Raw genomic sequence first — 15,975 nt, forward strand, 5'->3', positions numbered from 1 at the left:
TAGTTAGAATCTTGTCCAGATCTCTAGCATATAATGACAGCAAACTGATCTTGGGAGGGGTAGAATCTGAAATCATTTCATAAGTATGTGGCTGAATTCATCGGCACGTTCGTACTTGTTCTGTTCGGCTGCGGAAGCGCAGCTACTGCTGGAGGCGAGCTGGGGTATTTGGGCATCGCGATGGCTTTTGGTCTGTCGATCGTAGCACTCGTCTACACGATCGGTCCTATTTCTGGCTGCCATGTTAATCCTGCCGTATCGCTCGTCATGCTCGTCACCCGGAAGCTTTCTGCCAAAGATTTCTTCGGCTACGTCGTCGCCCAGGTCGCTGGTGCTGTCGCCGGTTCGGCGCTCCTGTACGCGATCATCGACTCGACGGGCAAGGCGGTGACAAGCCTTGGGCAGAACGGTTTCAGCGATGGCTACGGCATCGGCATTACAGCGCTGATGGCTTTTGTGGTGGAAATTGTCTTGACGTTCGTTTTCGTCTACGCTATTCTCGGCGTGACCTCGGATCCCGGCAACAGCAGAGTCGCTGGGCTAGTCATCGGATTGACGCTCGCGTTCGTACATATTCTCGGCATTGGCTTGACAGGAACTTCGGTCAATCCAGCTAGAAGCTTCGGACCTGCGATTCTGCTAGGGGGAGAAGCGTGGAATGAGCTGTGGGTTTTCGTCACGGCTCCGTTCCTCGGGGCACTGCTTGCGGTTGCCGTTTATCGGCTGCTGAACGTTCGCAAAGTCTAGGATTCGGCTGATAGTTGCAATCAGAGAGCTAAAGCAAAACGATACAAATCATATGAAATCGCAATTAGTGAAAACCGCCGCCGTTTAATTAAAATACATAGACCCGCAGCCCGTTGCTGTGGGTCTTTTTTTTGTTATTAACGACTGAGCTTTAAGGTCATGGACATCGTTTTGGCATTACTTCTATTCTTCAAATGTGAATGTAATTTTAATTAGCAGAAAAGAGAAGGTAACGAATAAAATATCACGAATAATTACAGTCGAAATGGTTTAGCAAATGGAGGTACTCTAAGATGCTCTTAAAGTTTTTTGTTCCCCTTATATGTTTTTTCACAATATTCTCTTCCGTGCTATTGGGAAAAGTAACGAACATTTGGATGGTAATCATATTCGGTTCGCTCTTTGCGTTTTGTGTAGCAGTACACAATAAATACCCAAGATTACATAGATTTCAGATTGTGTTTCTTCTTATTTTTCATTGGTATAGTCACTTGAATTGGTGTTTAATTTTTTACTACATCTTAATTCTACTTTCCTCTCAAAAGAAACAGACGTACAATCAAAAGTTACCTATCTCATTTATGTATATTTTACTTTACTCTACAATCCGTTTAGCTTATCAACCAATAAATACCTACAATTTATTGGTTGCCGTGTATGATTTTATTGGTGCAGCTTTAATCGTGCTACTCTATCATTATTTCCTGAACTTAGAATTGGAAAAAATAAGATTAAAGGAGAAAAATACTTTTTTAGAAACACATGACCCTCTCACAGAGCTCTTGAATTATAAAGGTTATATCAATTCCCTTCAAGATTTGATAAACAAACCCTATAACTTTGTTTTGATATTAATTGATTTTCAAGATTTTAAGTCCGTAAATAATCAAAGCATCAGTAATGGAAACGAGGTATTAGTAAATATCTCACTACTTTTGAGACGAGTATTCTCAAATGCATATATGATTTCCCGTTATGCAGGAGATCGGTTTGCAATTACAATTCCAGCAAAAGAAAACATTATTCATGAAATCGATGAATTACTGAGTTCTGATGTCTTAGGATATCAGGTTACACATAGCAGTACCCAATTTCCACAAGAGTCGGCTTTGAAAGAAGAACTAATCACTATAGCAGAAGAAAAATTGTTTCAAAATAAACGGAATGTATGGTTGAAACGTGAAGAGAGCTTATTCCGTTCTGAGAAAATGAGAGCAGTGGGAGAATTGGCGGCAGGAATGGCGCATGAAATACGCAATCCGCTTACAACAATTAAGGGGTTTATGCAATTATCGACCCAAAACGGGTATGATATTGGACCTTGGTTTGAAATAATTATGAGTGAAATTACGCGGATGAATGAACTAACATCAGAATTCTTACAATTCTCGAAACCAAATATTAGTAATATGAAACCTGAATTTGTAACTAGTTGTTTAGATCGATTGTTATTCTTAACTGAATCAGATGCAGTTTCCCGCGGGCATAAAATAGTTCTAGAGACCGCTGCAGACTCCTTATGTGTATATATTGATCGAGATAAAATGGTGCAAGTATTACTTAATCTTGTAAGGAATGGCTTAGAAGCAATGAATGAACCGGGGACTATTTATATTCGTTCAAAACGTGAAGACAACTATGCTGTTGTTGAAATTGAGGATACTGGACAAGGCATATCATTGGCAGAACAAGCGAAGATACTCCAACCCTTTTATACGACAAAAGACAATGGTACTGGTCTTGGTTTATCCATTTGTCAAAAAATTGCACAGGACCACGGTGGAAAGTTGGACTTTCAAAGTATCGTCGGGATCGGGTCGATATTTAGATTTATTCTACCAGTTTATCACGAGAGCAATTAATAAAAACCTTGATTGGCTATGTGCCATTCAAGGTTTTATTTTTCAATTACGTGACCAATTGGTTAACTTTTTAGTTAACTAAAAAACTTTATTGTTGACATTATACAGGTTATTTCGCATAATATGAGCAATAGAAATTATTTTTTAATGTCAAATAGTTAACTTGTAAGTTAATCTAAAGGAGAGTTGGCCAAACATGACGAGCACGCATAAGTATGTTAAAAATTACCCGCGACCGCAATGGATACGTGACGAATGGCAATTGTTAAATGGGGAGTGGAGCTTCCGCTTTGATGATTCGTTCGAAGGAGAACGGAACAATTGGTACAGCAATCTCTATGCCGATCGGACAATTCAAGTTCCATTTACGTACGAGACGAAGGCAAGTGGAATCGGCGAGGAGAGCTTCCATCCATGCGTTTGGTACGAACGAATCGTGCCTATACCGGCAGAAACAAATGGTAAACGCGTAATACTTCATTTTCAAGCTGTAGACTATATAACTAAAATTTGGGTGAATGGCGTATATATCGGCTCGCATGAGGGAGGGTACTCAGCGTTCTCTTTTGATATTACGGATGCAGTTGAGCAAGGTGGTAATAACCGCATTACTGTCCGAGTTGAGGATGGCAACAGTACGATGCAGCCGCGAGGTAAGCAGCGCTGGATCGATAAGAACTATGGATGCTGGTATGTACAGACGACGGGTATCTGGCAGTCTGTATGGCTAGAATACGTCGACACTTGCTATGTAAGCAGTGCGAAGATTACGCCGAAGTTGGAGGAAGCATCCGTTTCGTTCGAGTACGAATTGGGAAGTACCGTTCGCTCATTCCAAGGATTGACGCTGCTGACAATTATAAGATACGATGGCAAGCTGATTCGTTCGACCGAAATGAACGTAGATAGGAAGTTCGTGAAAGTGGATTTAAGCGTTATGAACGATGTGGGCGAATGGAAGGTACATGCTTGGCATCCCAATCATCCGAATTTGTACGATGTGGAAGTGGTTCTGAAGAAGGACGGCAAGCCCGTCGACACTGTTTACACCTATTTCGGTATGCGCCGCATTCAGATAAAGGGAAATCGAATCCTCCTCAATAACCATCCTTATTATCAACGTCTGCTTCTAGATCAAGGGTATTGGGAAGATACTCATCTGACACCGCCTAACGAGGAAGCACTTATTGAAGATATCGAGAAAGCATTAGCCCTTGGATTTAACGGTGTACGTAAGCATCAGAAATTGGAAGATCCGAGGTTCTTGTACTGGGCGGATCGCAAAGGGCTTTTGGTATGGTCGGAATTTGCATCCACGTATGAGTTTGGAGATGATGCCGTACAACGATTCACGAAGGAATGGACCGAAGTTGTGCGTCAGTATTATAATCATCCGAGCATTGTCACATGGGTGCCGTTCAATGAATCATGGGGGATTTCAAGCATCTCTACGGACCGGAAACAGCAGCAGTTCACCGAATCGATCTATCATTTGACAAAAGCATATGACCAAATGCGGCCAGTCGTTGTAAATGACGGTTGGGAGCACACGGTTTCGGATATTATAACGATGCATGATTACGAGGAGCTAGGGGGCGTACTCGAAGCTCGTTACAAGAATCCTGAAGTACTACTTAGCAATGAAGTTGCTCATGACAAACATCGATATCCTTTTGCGAATGGATACAGCTACAAGGGGCAGCCGGTCATCATCAGTGAGTATGGCGGTATTGCGTTCAAAAGCGAAGAGGGTTGGGGTTATGGCAATCAAGTGAAGAATGAAGAAGAATTTTTGGCGCGGTATGAAAGCATCACGCAAGCTATTAAAAACTTAGCATACGTTAGCGGGTTCTGCTATACCCAGTTAACCGACGTACAGCAAGAAGTGAATGGCTTGTTAACAATTCAACGTGAACCCAAGATAGAGATGGAGAAAATTAAAAAAATCAACTTACAATAGAAGATTTGTATGGTTGACCGATAATTAGAATAATGAACTGCAAAAAGTAGAGTCGTTGTAAAACTTGCTTATTAGAATAAGTGCAGCCCACCTTATTCCCTGTTTTTTACATACTTATTCAGATTGCTGGAGAATCTATCTCTGAGGTGATTTGGGTGAGTTCGTTTAAAATTAATATAATTTTCTTGACTAGTGCGCTAGTTATTCTTGGGGCATCTACCGTGTATGCTGAGCCGCGAGAAGAATCTCTTGAGGAAGCTTTCTTACAGCAATTGCATCCAGTTGTGTATTCATCACTGCAAAGTATTTATCACGAACAACACGCGCAGTATAAATGCATCCGTATTGTCTCGATTAATGAACGAGTAACCGCATCGAGAAAGCGAGCACAAGAGCTGCCAGTCGATGCTATACATGGTCAAAAGTATTTTGAGATAACCGTTGGAATTCTTAGAAGCACTAGCGAGTATGTTGAGTTAACTTTAAAAAACGATACAGTATCAGCTCAATATTATCTTGTGAATTTCAAGAAGGATGTACGTCAAGCTGAATTTAAATGCATCCCAAGTTTATAAAAACCAATTGAAGAGGCGCTAAATGGCGACTTCTTTTTTTTGTTTCTCGAAGACACAAAGTTCCAGGAATTAATCTTCTCCACGAACTGGCTGGAAATTAAAAAAGGATTTCTTCAGTTTTCGAGGAAATTATTACCTATTGTATTTATCTTAGATACATAACGAAAGGGGTTGAAAATTTGGAAAGTCTATTGCTCCCCCAAGAAAAGTTTAACGAAAAAAGAGCAGGCAGCCTAGTCGGTACAATAACAGATGGCGAGCATAGTGGAATGAGAAGGAAAATAACCCTAAGCGTAGAATATTACATCTCCCCTAAAAGATAGGAGGTGTGCAGCAATCACGGGTCTTGAACTATCCCGAGAAAAAGAGATTTGCTAGCCGTCAAAAAAATCATAAAAGGGATTGCGAATATGAGGAAGAAATATCTTTGGGTCATTTTTTCAGTATTGTTCATTATTTATATACTATTTTTTCCATCAGCAACCGCAGAAATAGCAGTTCGTAAAGATTTATTTTTTACTTTCCATCCAATAAAGGCATTCAGCAATTCAATTCATGAAGGAAAAATTAAAAATGATTCAAGATATGGCGACTTATACGTAGTAGAAGGAATTAATTCTTCTTTTATATATGTAAAGAAAAGTACATTGGGTTGGAGAGTAACTTCTAATGGGACAGCTCCTTAAACTCATAGTGATGAATGATTACGCTAAATGGGAAACGTTAGTTAACAAGTGAGGCTGCCGTTTTTAAAGAATTGGGTTTAGCGGGGAGAGGATCTGGGTGTTAAACGAATCTTCGGCAATTATCGAGCAATACATTCGGAATCTAGACAGATATTCGATAGAGCAATTGCGTTATAAATGCAAAGAAAACGTGTGGTCGGTCGGGCAAATGTATATGCATGTAATCGAAGTGGCGAAAGAGTATATTGGGCATATAGAAACATGCACAAAGGGAACGCATGAAGAACCTGAAGGTAAGACGGAGGACGGAACGAAGGCGCTTGCGGAAAAGGAGTGGCCCAATATCCGGGTTAAACTTGAGCAACCGGCCAATGAGACAAGAAACCCCGAGAGTAAGAATGAAATCATAGCCGGCTTGGTACAGGTGCTTGAGAAGTTGGCCTACTGGGCATGTTGCGTTGATGAAGCGAATCCGGCTTGCAAGGTGCGCCATGGTTGGTTTGGCTGGCTCAACGCGGGGGATTGGTTTGAGATGGTTGGCCTGCACAGCAGGCATCATTTGCGCCAGAAGACGAATCTGGACGAGGAACTGGCGAAGGCAGGTATAAGGTAACCGGATTTCGAACAAACGGGGGTCCAAGGAGCTAAGACAGGAATGAAAAAGATCCTTATTATTGGAATAGTTGCTAGTGGTAAGACGACATTGGCTAAACGCTTGTCTAAGGAAATTAGTGTTTCCTATTACGAACTTGACTCCATAGTACACCATAAAACACCTTCGGGAAGATATAAACGTTCTGTGGAAGAACAAATCGAAGTTATCAATGAAATTGATAAAAAAGGGGCATGGATATTTGAAGGAACAGACAGAGACTCCTATCAGATTTTGTATCAAATGGCAGATACAATCATATTTCTTGATACTCCATTATGGAAGAGAAGGATCAGAATCCTAACACGATTTCTTAAGCAAAAACTTGGTTTTGAAAAGTGCCACTATAAGCCAGATATTATGATGTTGAAGATGATGTACAAATGGACTAGGGATTTCGAACAAAATAGAGGCAGTTTTGAAGCCAAGTTGAAAATACACAATGAGAAAGTGATCAGGTTAAGAGATAATAACTATCTGGATTTGACTAAAGGAATACTACGCTAACGAGGGAACTATAACGGAGGAGACTGCATCGCAGCAGCTCCTTTTTTATTATTTAAGGAGGTACAGTTATGAGTTTAGATTGTCTAACGAGTCGTCTGACCTCGATATTGAATTCATAATCCCCGATACATTACACACTGCTTTGGTTGAAAGGGCTGGCGGAGTCCAACATCTCTGGGTTCACGATGAAACTCATTGTCCTTTAGTGGATATTAAAATTCGATCGTTAACTTGGTTACAAAATCGTTTGAGTGGAAGCGATCCTGAAGTTCTTTGGATATACAAACATGCTATCTGTATTCAGGATGGTGACCAACTTCTTTCGCAGCTTCTAGCTGACGCAACGAAGCAATTCCATGCAATAAATAAAGATCTATTAACAAAGTACTATAAAGATTTGCGCGCTGGAGTAACGATTTCTGCTTCGCGAGAACCATTGGGAAAAAACATTATGATGACCAGAACAATTGAAGCGGCATTGTCTTTACCTTTTCTATCACGGAAAGAACCATATCCTTATCCAAAGTGGCAAAGTATTTGGTTGAAGTCAAGACATAAACAAGGGGAAACGATCGTGTCTCTCTGCGAGCTGTGGTTAACTGGGAAACCAGTGTATGAACAATTAAGGGAAGTAATAAACAACGTATTGATAGAGGATGGGCATAAGGATTTAATCAAACACTTTTGGCGAAAAATCTGATAATTCGTATACGAAACCACTTATTAGGAGGTTGTCATATTGGAAACTGCTCAACTTATCACGCATGATAATCGTAAGATTTATTCTCATGTTTACTCTGTGAAACCAGGACCAGTACAAATTTTGCGTGTTCCTAAGATGCAATATGTATCTCAGGAAATGAGAACAGCTTTCCATATGAACTGGGCTGGGCGCCCAGAACCATTAGATGAACAGTGGATTGTATGGAAAGTAGTGAACCAGTTGAAGCAAATAACAAAGAACTCAATGGGATATAAGTTTAAGTTAATGCCCCCTGAGATTATTTGGCCTAGTAAAAGTGATGATGTTAAATATAACGTGACTCATATGATGCAAGTTCCAGATTGTATTACTTCAGAAATTTACGAAGAGGCAAGAGCAAATGTCGAGAAGAATTTACGCGGACAAACAGTTCCTAGGACCACGTTTGTAGTAGATGAGCTCACTATATGTGCTCAAAAACTTCATGTTGGACATTATCGTGATACACAGTCAACTCTACAAGAAATTGAAAATCATATTGAAGAGCAAGGTTACCGAATCAAAGGCAACCGAAGAGAAATTTATCTAACACCAGCTATGCAGTGTCATCTACCTGAAACATGGAAAACGATTGTAAGGGTCGATATCGAAAAACTTGACTGAACTACGGCCAACGAGGGAGTTCAATAAATTGCTCGATAGCATGGATGATGCAAGTATTCATGGAAAGGATTATAGGAGAAAACATACTTTCTATATAAGGTAAGGTGGTTTTCAGTGAGTGAACAAGTTGTTGAACAGTTTGTTGACCGTATTGATGCAGTCTTTCTACCTGTGAAGAATCTTCAGGATTCGTTAGTATGGTATCAAACCATGTTTGGATTCGATTTGCGTTGGAGTAATGAAAAAATGGCGTGGCTGTTTGAGGTAAGGAACGGTGAACCTAAACGGTTTGATCTTACTGATAATAACGGAAATATGATTAGCGTTATTCAATTGTAAATAACAAGATTTTAACGTGCTTAAGGTATGTCAGAATCATAAATAATTCTTATCGACGATCCCGAAGATTTAACCGAAGACTCTTACTTAATCTATACTTTGAAGGGGATATGAGAATGTCTGGATTAAGTATCTCGGACGCTAATCTGACGGGAATGTCAATCGACGGAGCGCAATGGGGTGGCGCACATTTTAAGCATATTGGCTACGGGAACAAGGATCGACCTGAGAACGGGCATACTGCTGCGAAGCCTCCAGTACAAATTACTTCATGTAATTTAGAGGACGCCGTCGTTAGCGAAACTAATTTACGAGGTGTCAGTATCGTCGGTTGCGATATTGAAGGGTTGACGATAAACGGCGTCGATATTTCGTCATTGTTGCGACAATACAAGGTGGAACTGAGTTGAGTACATTCACATTATTGCTCTAAAGCAGCACGTTAGTTGATGAATTGTTTAGTGAGGCTGCCGAGAAATTGATCACGCAGCCATTTTAACAATTGGCAGAATCGTCGAACAAAATAATTATATGATGATTAAATATTCCAAATGCCAATAGGGAGAAGGAATGGAAATGGGAAAAGTTGTTGGTTTTGAGTTAAACAGTCAGGATGCAGAAAAAGCATCGAAATTTTATTCTACTGTTTTTGGCTGGGAAATTGGTGAAAACCAATGGGGCTATCGTGAAGTAACTACTGGAGGCATTTCAGGCGGAATCGCCAAAGGTCCAAATGACTACCCTCTTGGAATTCGGTTACAAATTGAAGTAGATTCAATTGATGAAGCCATTTCTAAGGCTAAGGACTACGGTGCATTGATTGTGCGAGAGAAAATGGAGTTTGATGATTTCTTTCTTGCATATTTAGCTGACCCAACTGGGCTTGGGCTTGGACTTATTCAAAAAAAATAAATATTTCATAATGTAAACGCTTATGTAACGAGTTACTTTCGTTCATTAATTTCAACAAATATTTGACTGTTGTGGATATGACGATGAAGCTGGCTCGTGGCATTATAACTCGTGAGTTGGACAATTTGCTACCGCTATATATTCCAGTAGTTGAGGATGGATATGACCTTCAAAAAACACACCTAATGGAGGCTGCTGGCATGATCGGCAGCCTCAATTAGGTTAACGTGTAGAATAGCGAAATTTAAGAATGTTAAAAAGTGGAAATCATGGTAAGTTTAGAACATACAGCGTGCAAAAATTTAATCCAATTACAGGCGGTGGCATAATGAGATTGAAATTAGGATATATAGTTTTGCTGTTGTTCTTAATTGGTTGTTCTAAAACTGATACCAACGTAATGACCAAGGTAAGCCCAAAAGTATTAGACGAAGACAAATCATGGCAAATAAGCAGTATGTTTAAAGCTGATGATTATATGCTGATAGGTGAACAAGGGAAAATAGGATTCATTTATAACGATCAAGAGGTGGTTAGGTTTTATCCTGGGAAAAAACAAAAGTATATGTGGCATTTTTGGGCTGAGAATCCACAAGAAACGCAAAACTTGTTTGGCAAGAAAGTAAAGATTGTTGGAGTTAGCAAACAAACTGGAGAGAAAGTAAATGTATTTGAAGGTAGTATTGGCATCCCAAATACAAGTATAAAAGATAATGATAAGGTAGGTAAAATGCCTTCAACGATGACTTTACCTTCCAAAGGTTTATGGAGACTAGAAGCTTATATAAATGACAAGCTATTCGGTAGTGTAGTTATAGAAGTACAAGAAGAAGTTGGAGATTGAAAATGCAAATTAATGAACTTGATGAAAAGAATGTTCAAAATGAAATCAAAAAAGCAAAGAAGAAAAACTGGATAATTTGGGTCTGTTCCGTTGCAGCAATTACCCCTTTTGCTTTTATTTACATCTATATTCAAGTGGGGAAAGCTACAATAAAACATGAGGTTTTACAGTATTTGTTGGAGGAGAAAGGATACGAAAAGAGTGAAATCAAAGAAATAAAGCCACTGTTTGGAAAGTTACCGACTTTTAGTGTAATTGTGGTTTTTAATGATGAACCTGAAGTAGGGTACAACTATTGGAAGCGTCCCGAAATGTATCAAACTTGGCATTACATTCAGCAAGGGCTACAGGGGATACCTGTTAATCCAAAACATAAGGAAAGTGATTATTAGTGGAAAAATCGAAATAACTAACATGACGGTAGCCAGCACACGACTGGCTACCTTTGTCCGTTAAGTAACAAAAAAATGATTGAGACAGGAGATTATTTTAATAGGGCTTTTAAGAAAGTTGTTCGATGGCGCTCCAATTCTTTGGCACCACGAATGCCACATAGACGTTCCCCGCTAAGGCATATTTCTGAGCCACCCGTAGTACTTCATCTGCGGTCACCGCCTCTACTTTGGCTACGAAAGCATCCACATCAAACTCCAGTCCATACAGTGTGCTATAACTCAGAGAATCATTTTGTGCGAGTACATCATCCATACCGATTGCCAGTTGTCCTGTTACACAGGCAATGGCGCGACGGAGCTCCGCAGTACTGACGAGACTTGTCTCCAGATCCGCCAGGTGCTTGAACAAAATCTTTCTTACTTCGTTTACGTGCGTTGCCGGCAGTCCCATATATCCCAAAAGGTAGCCGTGGTCATGAAATGATTCGTAATCCACATCGACCGCATACGCGAGTCCTTTTTCTTCACGAATTTCATCATACAAACGAGAAGACGCATTTCCATGCGCTCCTAAAATCGTAGCAATAACTTCAAGCGCAGGCTCATCGCCGCTCTCGTCACCTGCTACCGGAATTGCCCATGAAATATGAGCCTGGCTGACGCTGCGTTTGACAAACGCTTCTTTTTGCTGCAGATCATATTCACGCCTCGCCTGCTCGGCAAGATCCTTCGGCTGATGAACGTGTAGACGTTCCAAATAGGAGATTACCGCATATTCATCAAAATTGCCCGTCGCTACAAAAATCACATCGTCTGTATGATAATGAGCGTTATAAAACTGAAGGAGATGTGAGTGCTGGATTTTCCGCACGCTTTTCTTAGTACCCAAAAGGGAGCTTCGCTTCAACAGACCTTCGAGCACCTCGCCGGAAACCGAAGAAGGTTGATCGGCATACATATGAATTTCTTCGATGATGACCTGTTTTTCTTTTTCGATTTCTTTTTCTGGGAGCGCAGGCTGCCAAAAAAAGTCAGATAGTAGGTCTAGCGCCTCCATGCCGTACTTGCTTTGCACCTGGATGTAGTATTTGGTTTCATCTTCCGAGGTATATGCATTGGGAAGCGCGCCGAGGTCCGCGGCGTCCTGGTTGATTTTTTTTGCCGTTTTCGTGGCACTACCTTTAAAGAGCATATGTTCGAGAAAATGAGCAGTCCCGGCAGGGACGCCTACTTCCATGTTGCATCCTGCTTTAATTGCGTAAGCAAAGACAGCGCTTCGCGAAGACGAATCTGGCTTCAGCACGACTTGTAAATGATTTTTTAATGTTTTGATCTCCATACGCAGCTCCCCCTTTACTTTTTGCATTATGAATTTTCCAGAGGGAACCTTCGTATCTGGCTTACATGCTTTAATATACCTATATTACACTATTTTGGTTCATGTCTGTAGAAGGGTTGCTGTTTTGAGCGTTTTTGGGGTTATTTAAAGATAGTACAATCGGTGCCGTTTTTCGTTGAACTAGTGGGAGGATAATTTAAGCTAGGGCAATTATTGTGTGGGACGGTATATCAAATATTGGACAGATGGAAGAGATAGATAAGAAATTAATTGAGTTCATCTGATTTATCATAAGTTTAAAATAAAGGGAGAGATTTTTTTTGTATATTAGATATCATGGTAATTATTCTAGTCCTAAGACTAAACAACCTTATGGTATTTTTGTTGTTATTTATCACTTATACTCTGACGATAAGCTTTCCAAAAGCGGTAGCAACCTTTACCTAGACACCAAAGAATGGTTTGAACAAAATTTGCCCAATCCGCCGTTTTATGATGATAACAATACACGAAATGCAGTAACATGGTGTAAGGGTGGAAATAATGCAACAGAGATGATAATCCACTTGGAGTCATTCTTTAATATTGCCGAGAAATATAACGTCGCGATAATCAAATCCATTTCTAAAGACTTCCTGGTATCCTAATTTACGAAGATGAGTACCAGATTGGTATTGTTCCTCATTAAGCAAACGGAGAACGTTTGTTCAATAATTAATACGAGATAACATGTATAGAAGCCAATCGATCTTTGTTTTCAGCTACTTCTTTCTAATGATACAGATAGCGTTTCAATCTTTTGGGAATAATAATCTCAAAAAATGGAGGTGCTATTCTAATGAAAAAATGTGTAAGCTTCATGCTTATTTTTTTCTCTTTTTCATTTTCCACTAAGGCTGCTACAGAATTGACCAAAGCCGAGGAGCTGCCAAAAGAAATCCTTCATGATCTAGCTATTCGCGAAATGTATCCAATCATGTCACAAACACTAGACAAACAATTCGGTCCTAATCACCAATTAGGTCTTCAATGCCAAAAGATTTTAGAGATCAAGAAAGTAAATCCAGGTTCATTCTACTTTGAAGTAACAATAGAAGGTATGACCTATAAAGGTGCTCATAATCCACCAAATGATATTCTCACAGTAATAATGTCCAACTACAATGACACTGGCAAATGGGTTATTAAAAAATACTCAATTAAAGAAAGACCAGCTAATTACGTTTGTAGAAATCCAGTCTAGGAGGACCGCTGTACTAAAAATGAGAAAATTATTGTTAATAATTCTGGTTTTGACAATTAGCATTTTATTTATTGATAAATATGTACAAGCCGAACAACCTAAGAAAGTGGTTGAAGCATTTTTAAATTCTGTTATAAAAAATGAACAAGATGTAGCTAAGCGTTATTTGTATAGTCAATCGGTGATAATACCTGAGCATGTTGAGAGTAAACAGATAGACGGATTCAATGTGATGACAACACCACAAAGAAATGATACTAAAATTATAGTAGCGTATTTTAAAGGAGAGCCAGGCGAGGAACGGATCGCATTTATTTGGGAAGTAATCGTTAAAGATGAGAAGATCTCCTACATACAGGTTATTCATGATGGGACTAAGCCACTGTTGGAAGAAGCTAAATTGGTGAAGGAATATCAACTGAAGTTTCACAGACGCGTATTAGTACCCACTAAGTTCCCAGCTGAAGTTACTGGTTTTCATGGGTATATCACTGATAAAAATGAATGGCAACCTGAAATTCTTGATTTAGGGTATGGAATAGAGTCTCTACACAGCTATCTACATATTGCTGTAATCCCTTCAACTGAGAATCTAGACCGATATATATGGAAAAATACCGAGATTCTCAAATTAAAAGACGGAACAAAAGTGTTATATCATTCAAACTTCGACTTAGGATATGAGATACGATTTCAGAAAGATGATTTGAATTATAAATTGTCAGTCGGTAAGAAAAACTTAAGCAAAAAGTTTACGGTAGAGGATCTGTTGAAAATCGCAGAGTCCATGCAATGAAGGCTGCCGCGCAGCCTTTTGTAATAACGGACAGCAGCGACAGCCACGTGGTGGATATAGCTTGGAAGATTCGGTATAATATGTCGACTTTATCAAAGTATTGTGGGAGGCTTCTAGAAAAGGAACGCTGCTTTGGGGGGGCTACCAGGTTCTGGATCGGCTATATTGTCAAGAAAAACTTAATTTGTACGCAGAGATCGAGTTCATTGTTAATAAGCCTATGAATTTCGAATGATATAAAAGTGGTAAGCACTCTTTAATTGAATTGAATGAATAGGGGGTCGGCTAGATTGCGGACACAATACTTAAACAGGGATCACTGGCTGCGGAGCAGACTGGACGATCCCTATTTTCTATTTTCTATTTTTGTTTAAGTAAAGGCAGTACAGTTACAATAAAAGGAAATGTTCAAATAGAAGCGAATATACCATAGATTCATTTTATGTTTAGTAGTTGATAGGGAATTAACATTCCTGAACGAAGTAGCAAAGTAAGAGCCCTACTTGCCAAGATTAAAGTTTTATTGCCGTTCACTTGCTGCTAGTGTGACGAAACCAGGAAACAGACTACGCGTTAGCTGCTGCCTTATTTCATTAAAGAAATGGGTAGTTAGCGACATTTTAACTTAAGGAAGAATCTTTCCAATGGAGGAGTACCTAAATGTCCTTTGTTCGCATTAAAAGAGATCAATATCATGTTGTAAAGGGGTTAATCTCTGGGGAGGAATCGGTGTTTACGCCCTATCCACTCTCAATTTTAGAAGAAACGATTGATGGAATCGTCTTTGTTGACAACCAAGATCATCCTCAGTGTGCTGCTGTAATGTCTAGCGATTTCATAGGGGGGCGTTTGATTGGTCATGCTGTCGATAAGGAATTTAATGAAGGATTTATTGCGACGATGAAAGAACATTTAATTTTAAATGTTTCTTCCAGCAGCTTTAGATTATTCTGGTCAACTGCCTCCGAGACATGGGATGAATTAATATTTCGCATATTTGGTTACAAGGTATTTCGTATAAGCAGGACACAATTTAAATTTGACAGACACGTCTTCGAAAGTCTAGGAATAATTGAAACCGACAAAGACATGTTTCGAATAGATGCAGCGATGCTTCAGTCACATGAATCTTTGCGTAAGGAGATACAAGGTCTTTGGGGAAGTACAGAAAATTATCTTCAACATGACGTTGGATGGATCTCTATGTCATCAGATGGAAGTGTTATGGGACGGTGTAATGCCGCATTTCTTGGAGGTGGGTTGGCAGAGCTCGCAATCCAAGTGAATAAATCAGTACGAGGTCAGGGGCTTGGCTATCAACTTGCGAGGAATTTCATTCAGGATTGTTTGAATCGAGGTATAATACCGAATTGGACTTGTGATACTCAGAACGTGCCATCATTTCAAATGGCAAAAAAACTAGGCTTTAATGAGGATAGTAAATACAATTTGTTTTGTTCGGTCTATACCCCAATGTTTCATGAACCTAGCAGACATGGGAAGTGATTGATTTATTGTAACTCCAGTGGGTTTTATAGCGCCAGTCCGGGTACGATTTATGTGGATAATGTGAACGTATTTGCGAATTAAGGCAGGGAATCAAGAGAAGTCGTGAAAATCCCCAGAGACGGTAGGTTACACGACTCTGGGGCATTTTTTGCGTGAACTGCCATCGAGATTCTCTTTTAGAGGATTAGTTTTATGACGATCTTGATGCTGACTAGGGTTTTAAGGATTTTGTAGAATTTTGTA

Annotated in this window: 18 protein-coding genes; 17 read left to right on the plus strand and 1 reads right to left on the minus strand. The window is 39.7% G+C overall.

Going from position 1 to position 15,975, the window contains the following annotated elements; translation table 11 throughout:
• The first annotated feature begins 66 nt into the window (after window positions 1-66).
• From AC58QT_RS04295 to AC58QT_RS04360, 14 genes are all read left to right on the plus strand, one after another.
• A complete protein-coding gene (locus tag AC58QT_RS04295) occupies window positions 67-747 on the plus strand; it encodes an MIP/aquaporin family protein (protein WP_497408079.1) in 681 nt (226 codons plus the stop codon).
• Window positions 748-1,328: 581 nt separating this feature from the next.
• Window positions 1,329-2,609 carry an ATP-binding protein gene (locus AC58QT_RS04300; protein ID WP_497407835.1) on the plus strand — a complete coding sequence of 427 codons (1,281 nt, stop codon included), beginning with the start codon at window positions 1,329-1,331 and terminating at the stop codon, window positions 2,607-2,609.
• 196 nt (window positions 2,610-2,805) lie between these two features.
• Complete coding sequence (locus tag AC58QT_RS04305) at window positions 2,806-4,569, plus strand: glycoside hydrolase family 2 protein (RefSeq protein WP_497407836.1); 1,764 nt, start codon at window positions 2,806-2,808, stop codon at window positions 4,567-4,569.
• Window positions 4,570-4,724: 155 nt separating this feature from the next.
• Complete coding sequence (locus AC58QT_RS04310) at window positions 4,725-5,144, plus strand: hypothetical protein (RefSeq protein WP_497407837.1); 420 nt, start codon at window positions 4,725-4,727, stop codon at window positions 5,142-5,144.
• A gap of 410 nt (window positions 5,145-5,554) precedes the next feature.
• Entirely contained in the window at window positions 5,555-5,830 is a 276-nt protein-coding gene (locus AC58QT_RS04315; RefSeq protein ID WP_497407838.1) for a YjcN family protein, read from the plus strand.
• A gap of 97 nt (window positions 5,831-5,927) precedes the next feature.
• Window positions 5,928-6,443, plus strand: a complete 516-nt coding sequence (locus tag AC58QT_RS04320) for a DinB family protein (RefSeq protein WP_497407839.1) — start codon at window positions 5,928-5,930, stop codon at window positions 6,441-6,443.
• A gap of 42 nt (window positions 6,444-6,485) precedes the next feature.
• Complete coding sequence (locus AC58QT_RS04325) at window positions 6,486-6,989, plus strand: EutP/PduV family microcompartment system protein (protein ID WP_497407840.1); 504 nt, start codon at window positions 6,486-6,488, stop codon at window positions 6,987-6,989.
• Window positions 6,990-7,068: 79 nt separating this feature from the next.
• On the plus strand, window positions 7,069-7,689 hold the full coding sequence (locus AC58QT_RS04330; protein ID WP_497407841.1) for a hypothetical protein: 621 nt from the start codon (window positions 7,069-7,071) through the stop codon (window positions 7,687-7,689).
• 39 nt (window positions 7,690-7,728) lie between these two features.
• On the plus strand, window positions 7,729-8,355 hold the full coding sequence (locus AC58QT_RS04335; protein ID WP_497407842.1) for a hypothetical protein: 627 nt from the start codon (window positions 7,729-7,731) through the stop codon (window positions 8,353-8,355).
• A gap of 114 nt (window positions 8,356-8,469) precedes the next feature.
• Entirely contained in the window at window positions 8,470-8,694 is a 225-nt protein-coding gene (locus tag AC58QT_RS04340) for a VOC family protein (protein ID WP_497407843.1), read from the plus strand.
• Window positions 8,695-8,810: 116 nt separating this feature from the next.
• Complete coding sequence (locus AC58QT_RS04345; RefSeq protein ID WP_497407844.1) at window positions 8,811-9,104, plus strand: pentapeptide repeat-containing protein; 294 nt, start codon at window positions 8,811-8,813, stop codon at window positions 9,102-9,104.
• A 166-nt stretch (window positions 9,105-9,270) separates the two neighbouring features.
• Entirely contained in the window at window positions 9,271-9,606 is a 336-nt protein-coding gene (locus AC58QT_RS04350) for a VOC family protein (protein ID WP_497408080.1), read from the plus strand.
• A gap of 328 nt (window positions 9,607-9,934) precedes the next feature.
• Window positions 9,935-10,450 carry a DUF4871 domain-containing protein gene (locus tag AC58QT_RS04355; RefSeq protein WP_497407845.1) on the plus strand — a complete coding sequence of 172 codons (516 nt, stop codon included), beginning with the start codon at window positions 9,935-9,937 and terminating at the stop codon, window positions 10,448-10,450.
• Window positions 10,451-10,452: 2 nt separating this feature from the next.
• Window positions 10,453-10,842: a DUF3139 domain-containing protein gene (locus tag AC58QT_RS04360; RefSeq protein WP_497407846.1), complete on the plus strand. Its 390-nt coding sequence runs from the start codon at window positions 10,453-10,455 to the stop codon at window positions 10,840-10,842.
• A gap of 109 nt (window positions 10,843-10,951) precedes the next feature.
• Here AC58QT_RS04360 and AC58QT_RS04365 read toward each other — a convergent pair whose 3' ends face one another.
• Complete coding sequence (locus AC58QT_RS04365; RefSeq protein WP_497407847.1) at window positions 10,952-12,184, minus strand: M16 family metallopeptidase; 1,233 nt, start codon at window positions 12,182-12,184, stop codon at window positions 10,952-10,954.
• An 838-nt stretch (window positions 12,185-13,022) separates the two neighbouring features.
• On the opposite strand from AC58QT_RS04365, the gene AC58QT_RS04370 reads away from it, so the two are divergent.
• From AC58QT_RS04370 to AC58QT_RS04380, 3 genes are all read left to right on the plus strand, one after another.
• Window positions 13,023-13,427, plus strand: a complete 405-nt coding sequence (locus tag AC58QT_RS04370) for a DUF3888 domain-containing protein (protein WP_497407848.1) — start codon at window positions 13,023-13,025, stop codon at window positions 13,425-13,427.
• 19 nt (window positions 13,428-13,446) lie between these two features.
• On the plus strand, window positions 13,447-14,223 hold the full coding sequence (locus tag AC58QT_RS04375) for a hypothetical protein (protein WP_497407849.1): 777 nt from the start codon (window positions 13,447-13,449) through the stop codon (window positions 14,221-14,223).
• A gap of 660 nt (window positions 14,224-14,883) precedes the next feature.
• Complete coding sequence (locus tag AC58QT_RS04380; RefSeq protein ID WP_497407850.1) at window positions 14,884-15,729, plus strand: GNAT family N-acetyltransferase; 846 nt, start codon at window positions 14,884-14,886, stop codon at window positions 15,727-15,729.
• The last annotated feature ends 246 nt before the right edge of the window (window positions 15,730-15,975 follow it).

Source organism: Paenibacillus sp. J31R109 (assembly GCF_059692055.1).

Bases quoted from the DNA above. Each gene is read 5' to 3' on its own strand.
- AC58QT_RS04300 (WP_497407835.1), top strand. From the start codon at position 1,329: ATGTATATTTTACTTTACTCTACAATCCGTTTAGCTTATCAACCAATA.
- AC58QT_RS04305 (WP_497407836.1), top strand. From the start codon at position 2,806: ATGACGAGCACGCATAAGTATGTTAAAAATTACCCGCGACCGCAATGG.
- AC58QT_RS04315 (WP_497407838.1), top strand. From the start codon at position 5,555: ATGAGGAAGAAATATCTTTGGGTCATTTTTTCAGTATTGTTCATTATT.
- AC58QT_RS04325 (WP_497407840.1), top strand. From the start codon at position 6,486: ATGAAAAAGATCCTTATTATTGGAATAGTTGCTAGTGGTAAGACGACA.
- AC58QT_RS04345 (WP_497407844.1), top strand. From the start codon at position 8,811: ATGTCTGGATTAAGTATCTCGGACGCTAATCTGACGGGAATGTCAATC.
- AC58QT_RS04350 (WP_497408080.1), top strand. From the start codon at position 9,271: ATGGGAAAAGTTGTTGGTTTTGAGTTAAACAGTCAGGATGCAGAAAAA.
- AC58QT_RS04355 (WP_497407845.1), top strand. From the start codon at position 9,935: ATGAGATTGAAATTAGGATATATAGTTTTGCTGTTGTTCTTAATTGGT.
- AC58QT_RS04360 (WP_497407846.1), top strand. From the start codon at position 10,453: ATGCAAATTAATGAACTTGATGAAAAGAATGTTCAAAATGAAATCAAA.
- AC58QT_RS04365 (WP_497407847.1), bottom strand. From the start codon at position 12,184: ATGGAGATCAAAACATTAAAAAATCATTTACAAGTCGTGCTGAAGCCA.
- AC58QT_RS04370 (WP_497407848.1), top strand. From the start codon at position 13,023: ATGAAAAAATGTGTAAGCTTCATGCTTATTTTTTTCTCTTTTTCATTT.
- AC58QT_RS04375 (WP_497407849.1), top strand. From the start codon at position 13,447: ATGAGAAAATTATTGTTAATAATTCTGGTTTTGACAATTAGCATTTTA.
- AC58QT_RS04380 (WP_497407850.1), top strand. From the start codon at position 14,884: ATGTCCTTTGTTCGCATTAAAAGAGATCAATATCATGTTGTAAAGGGG.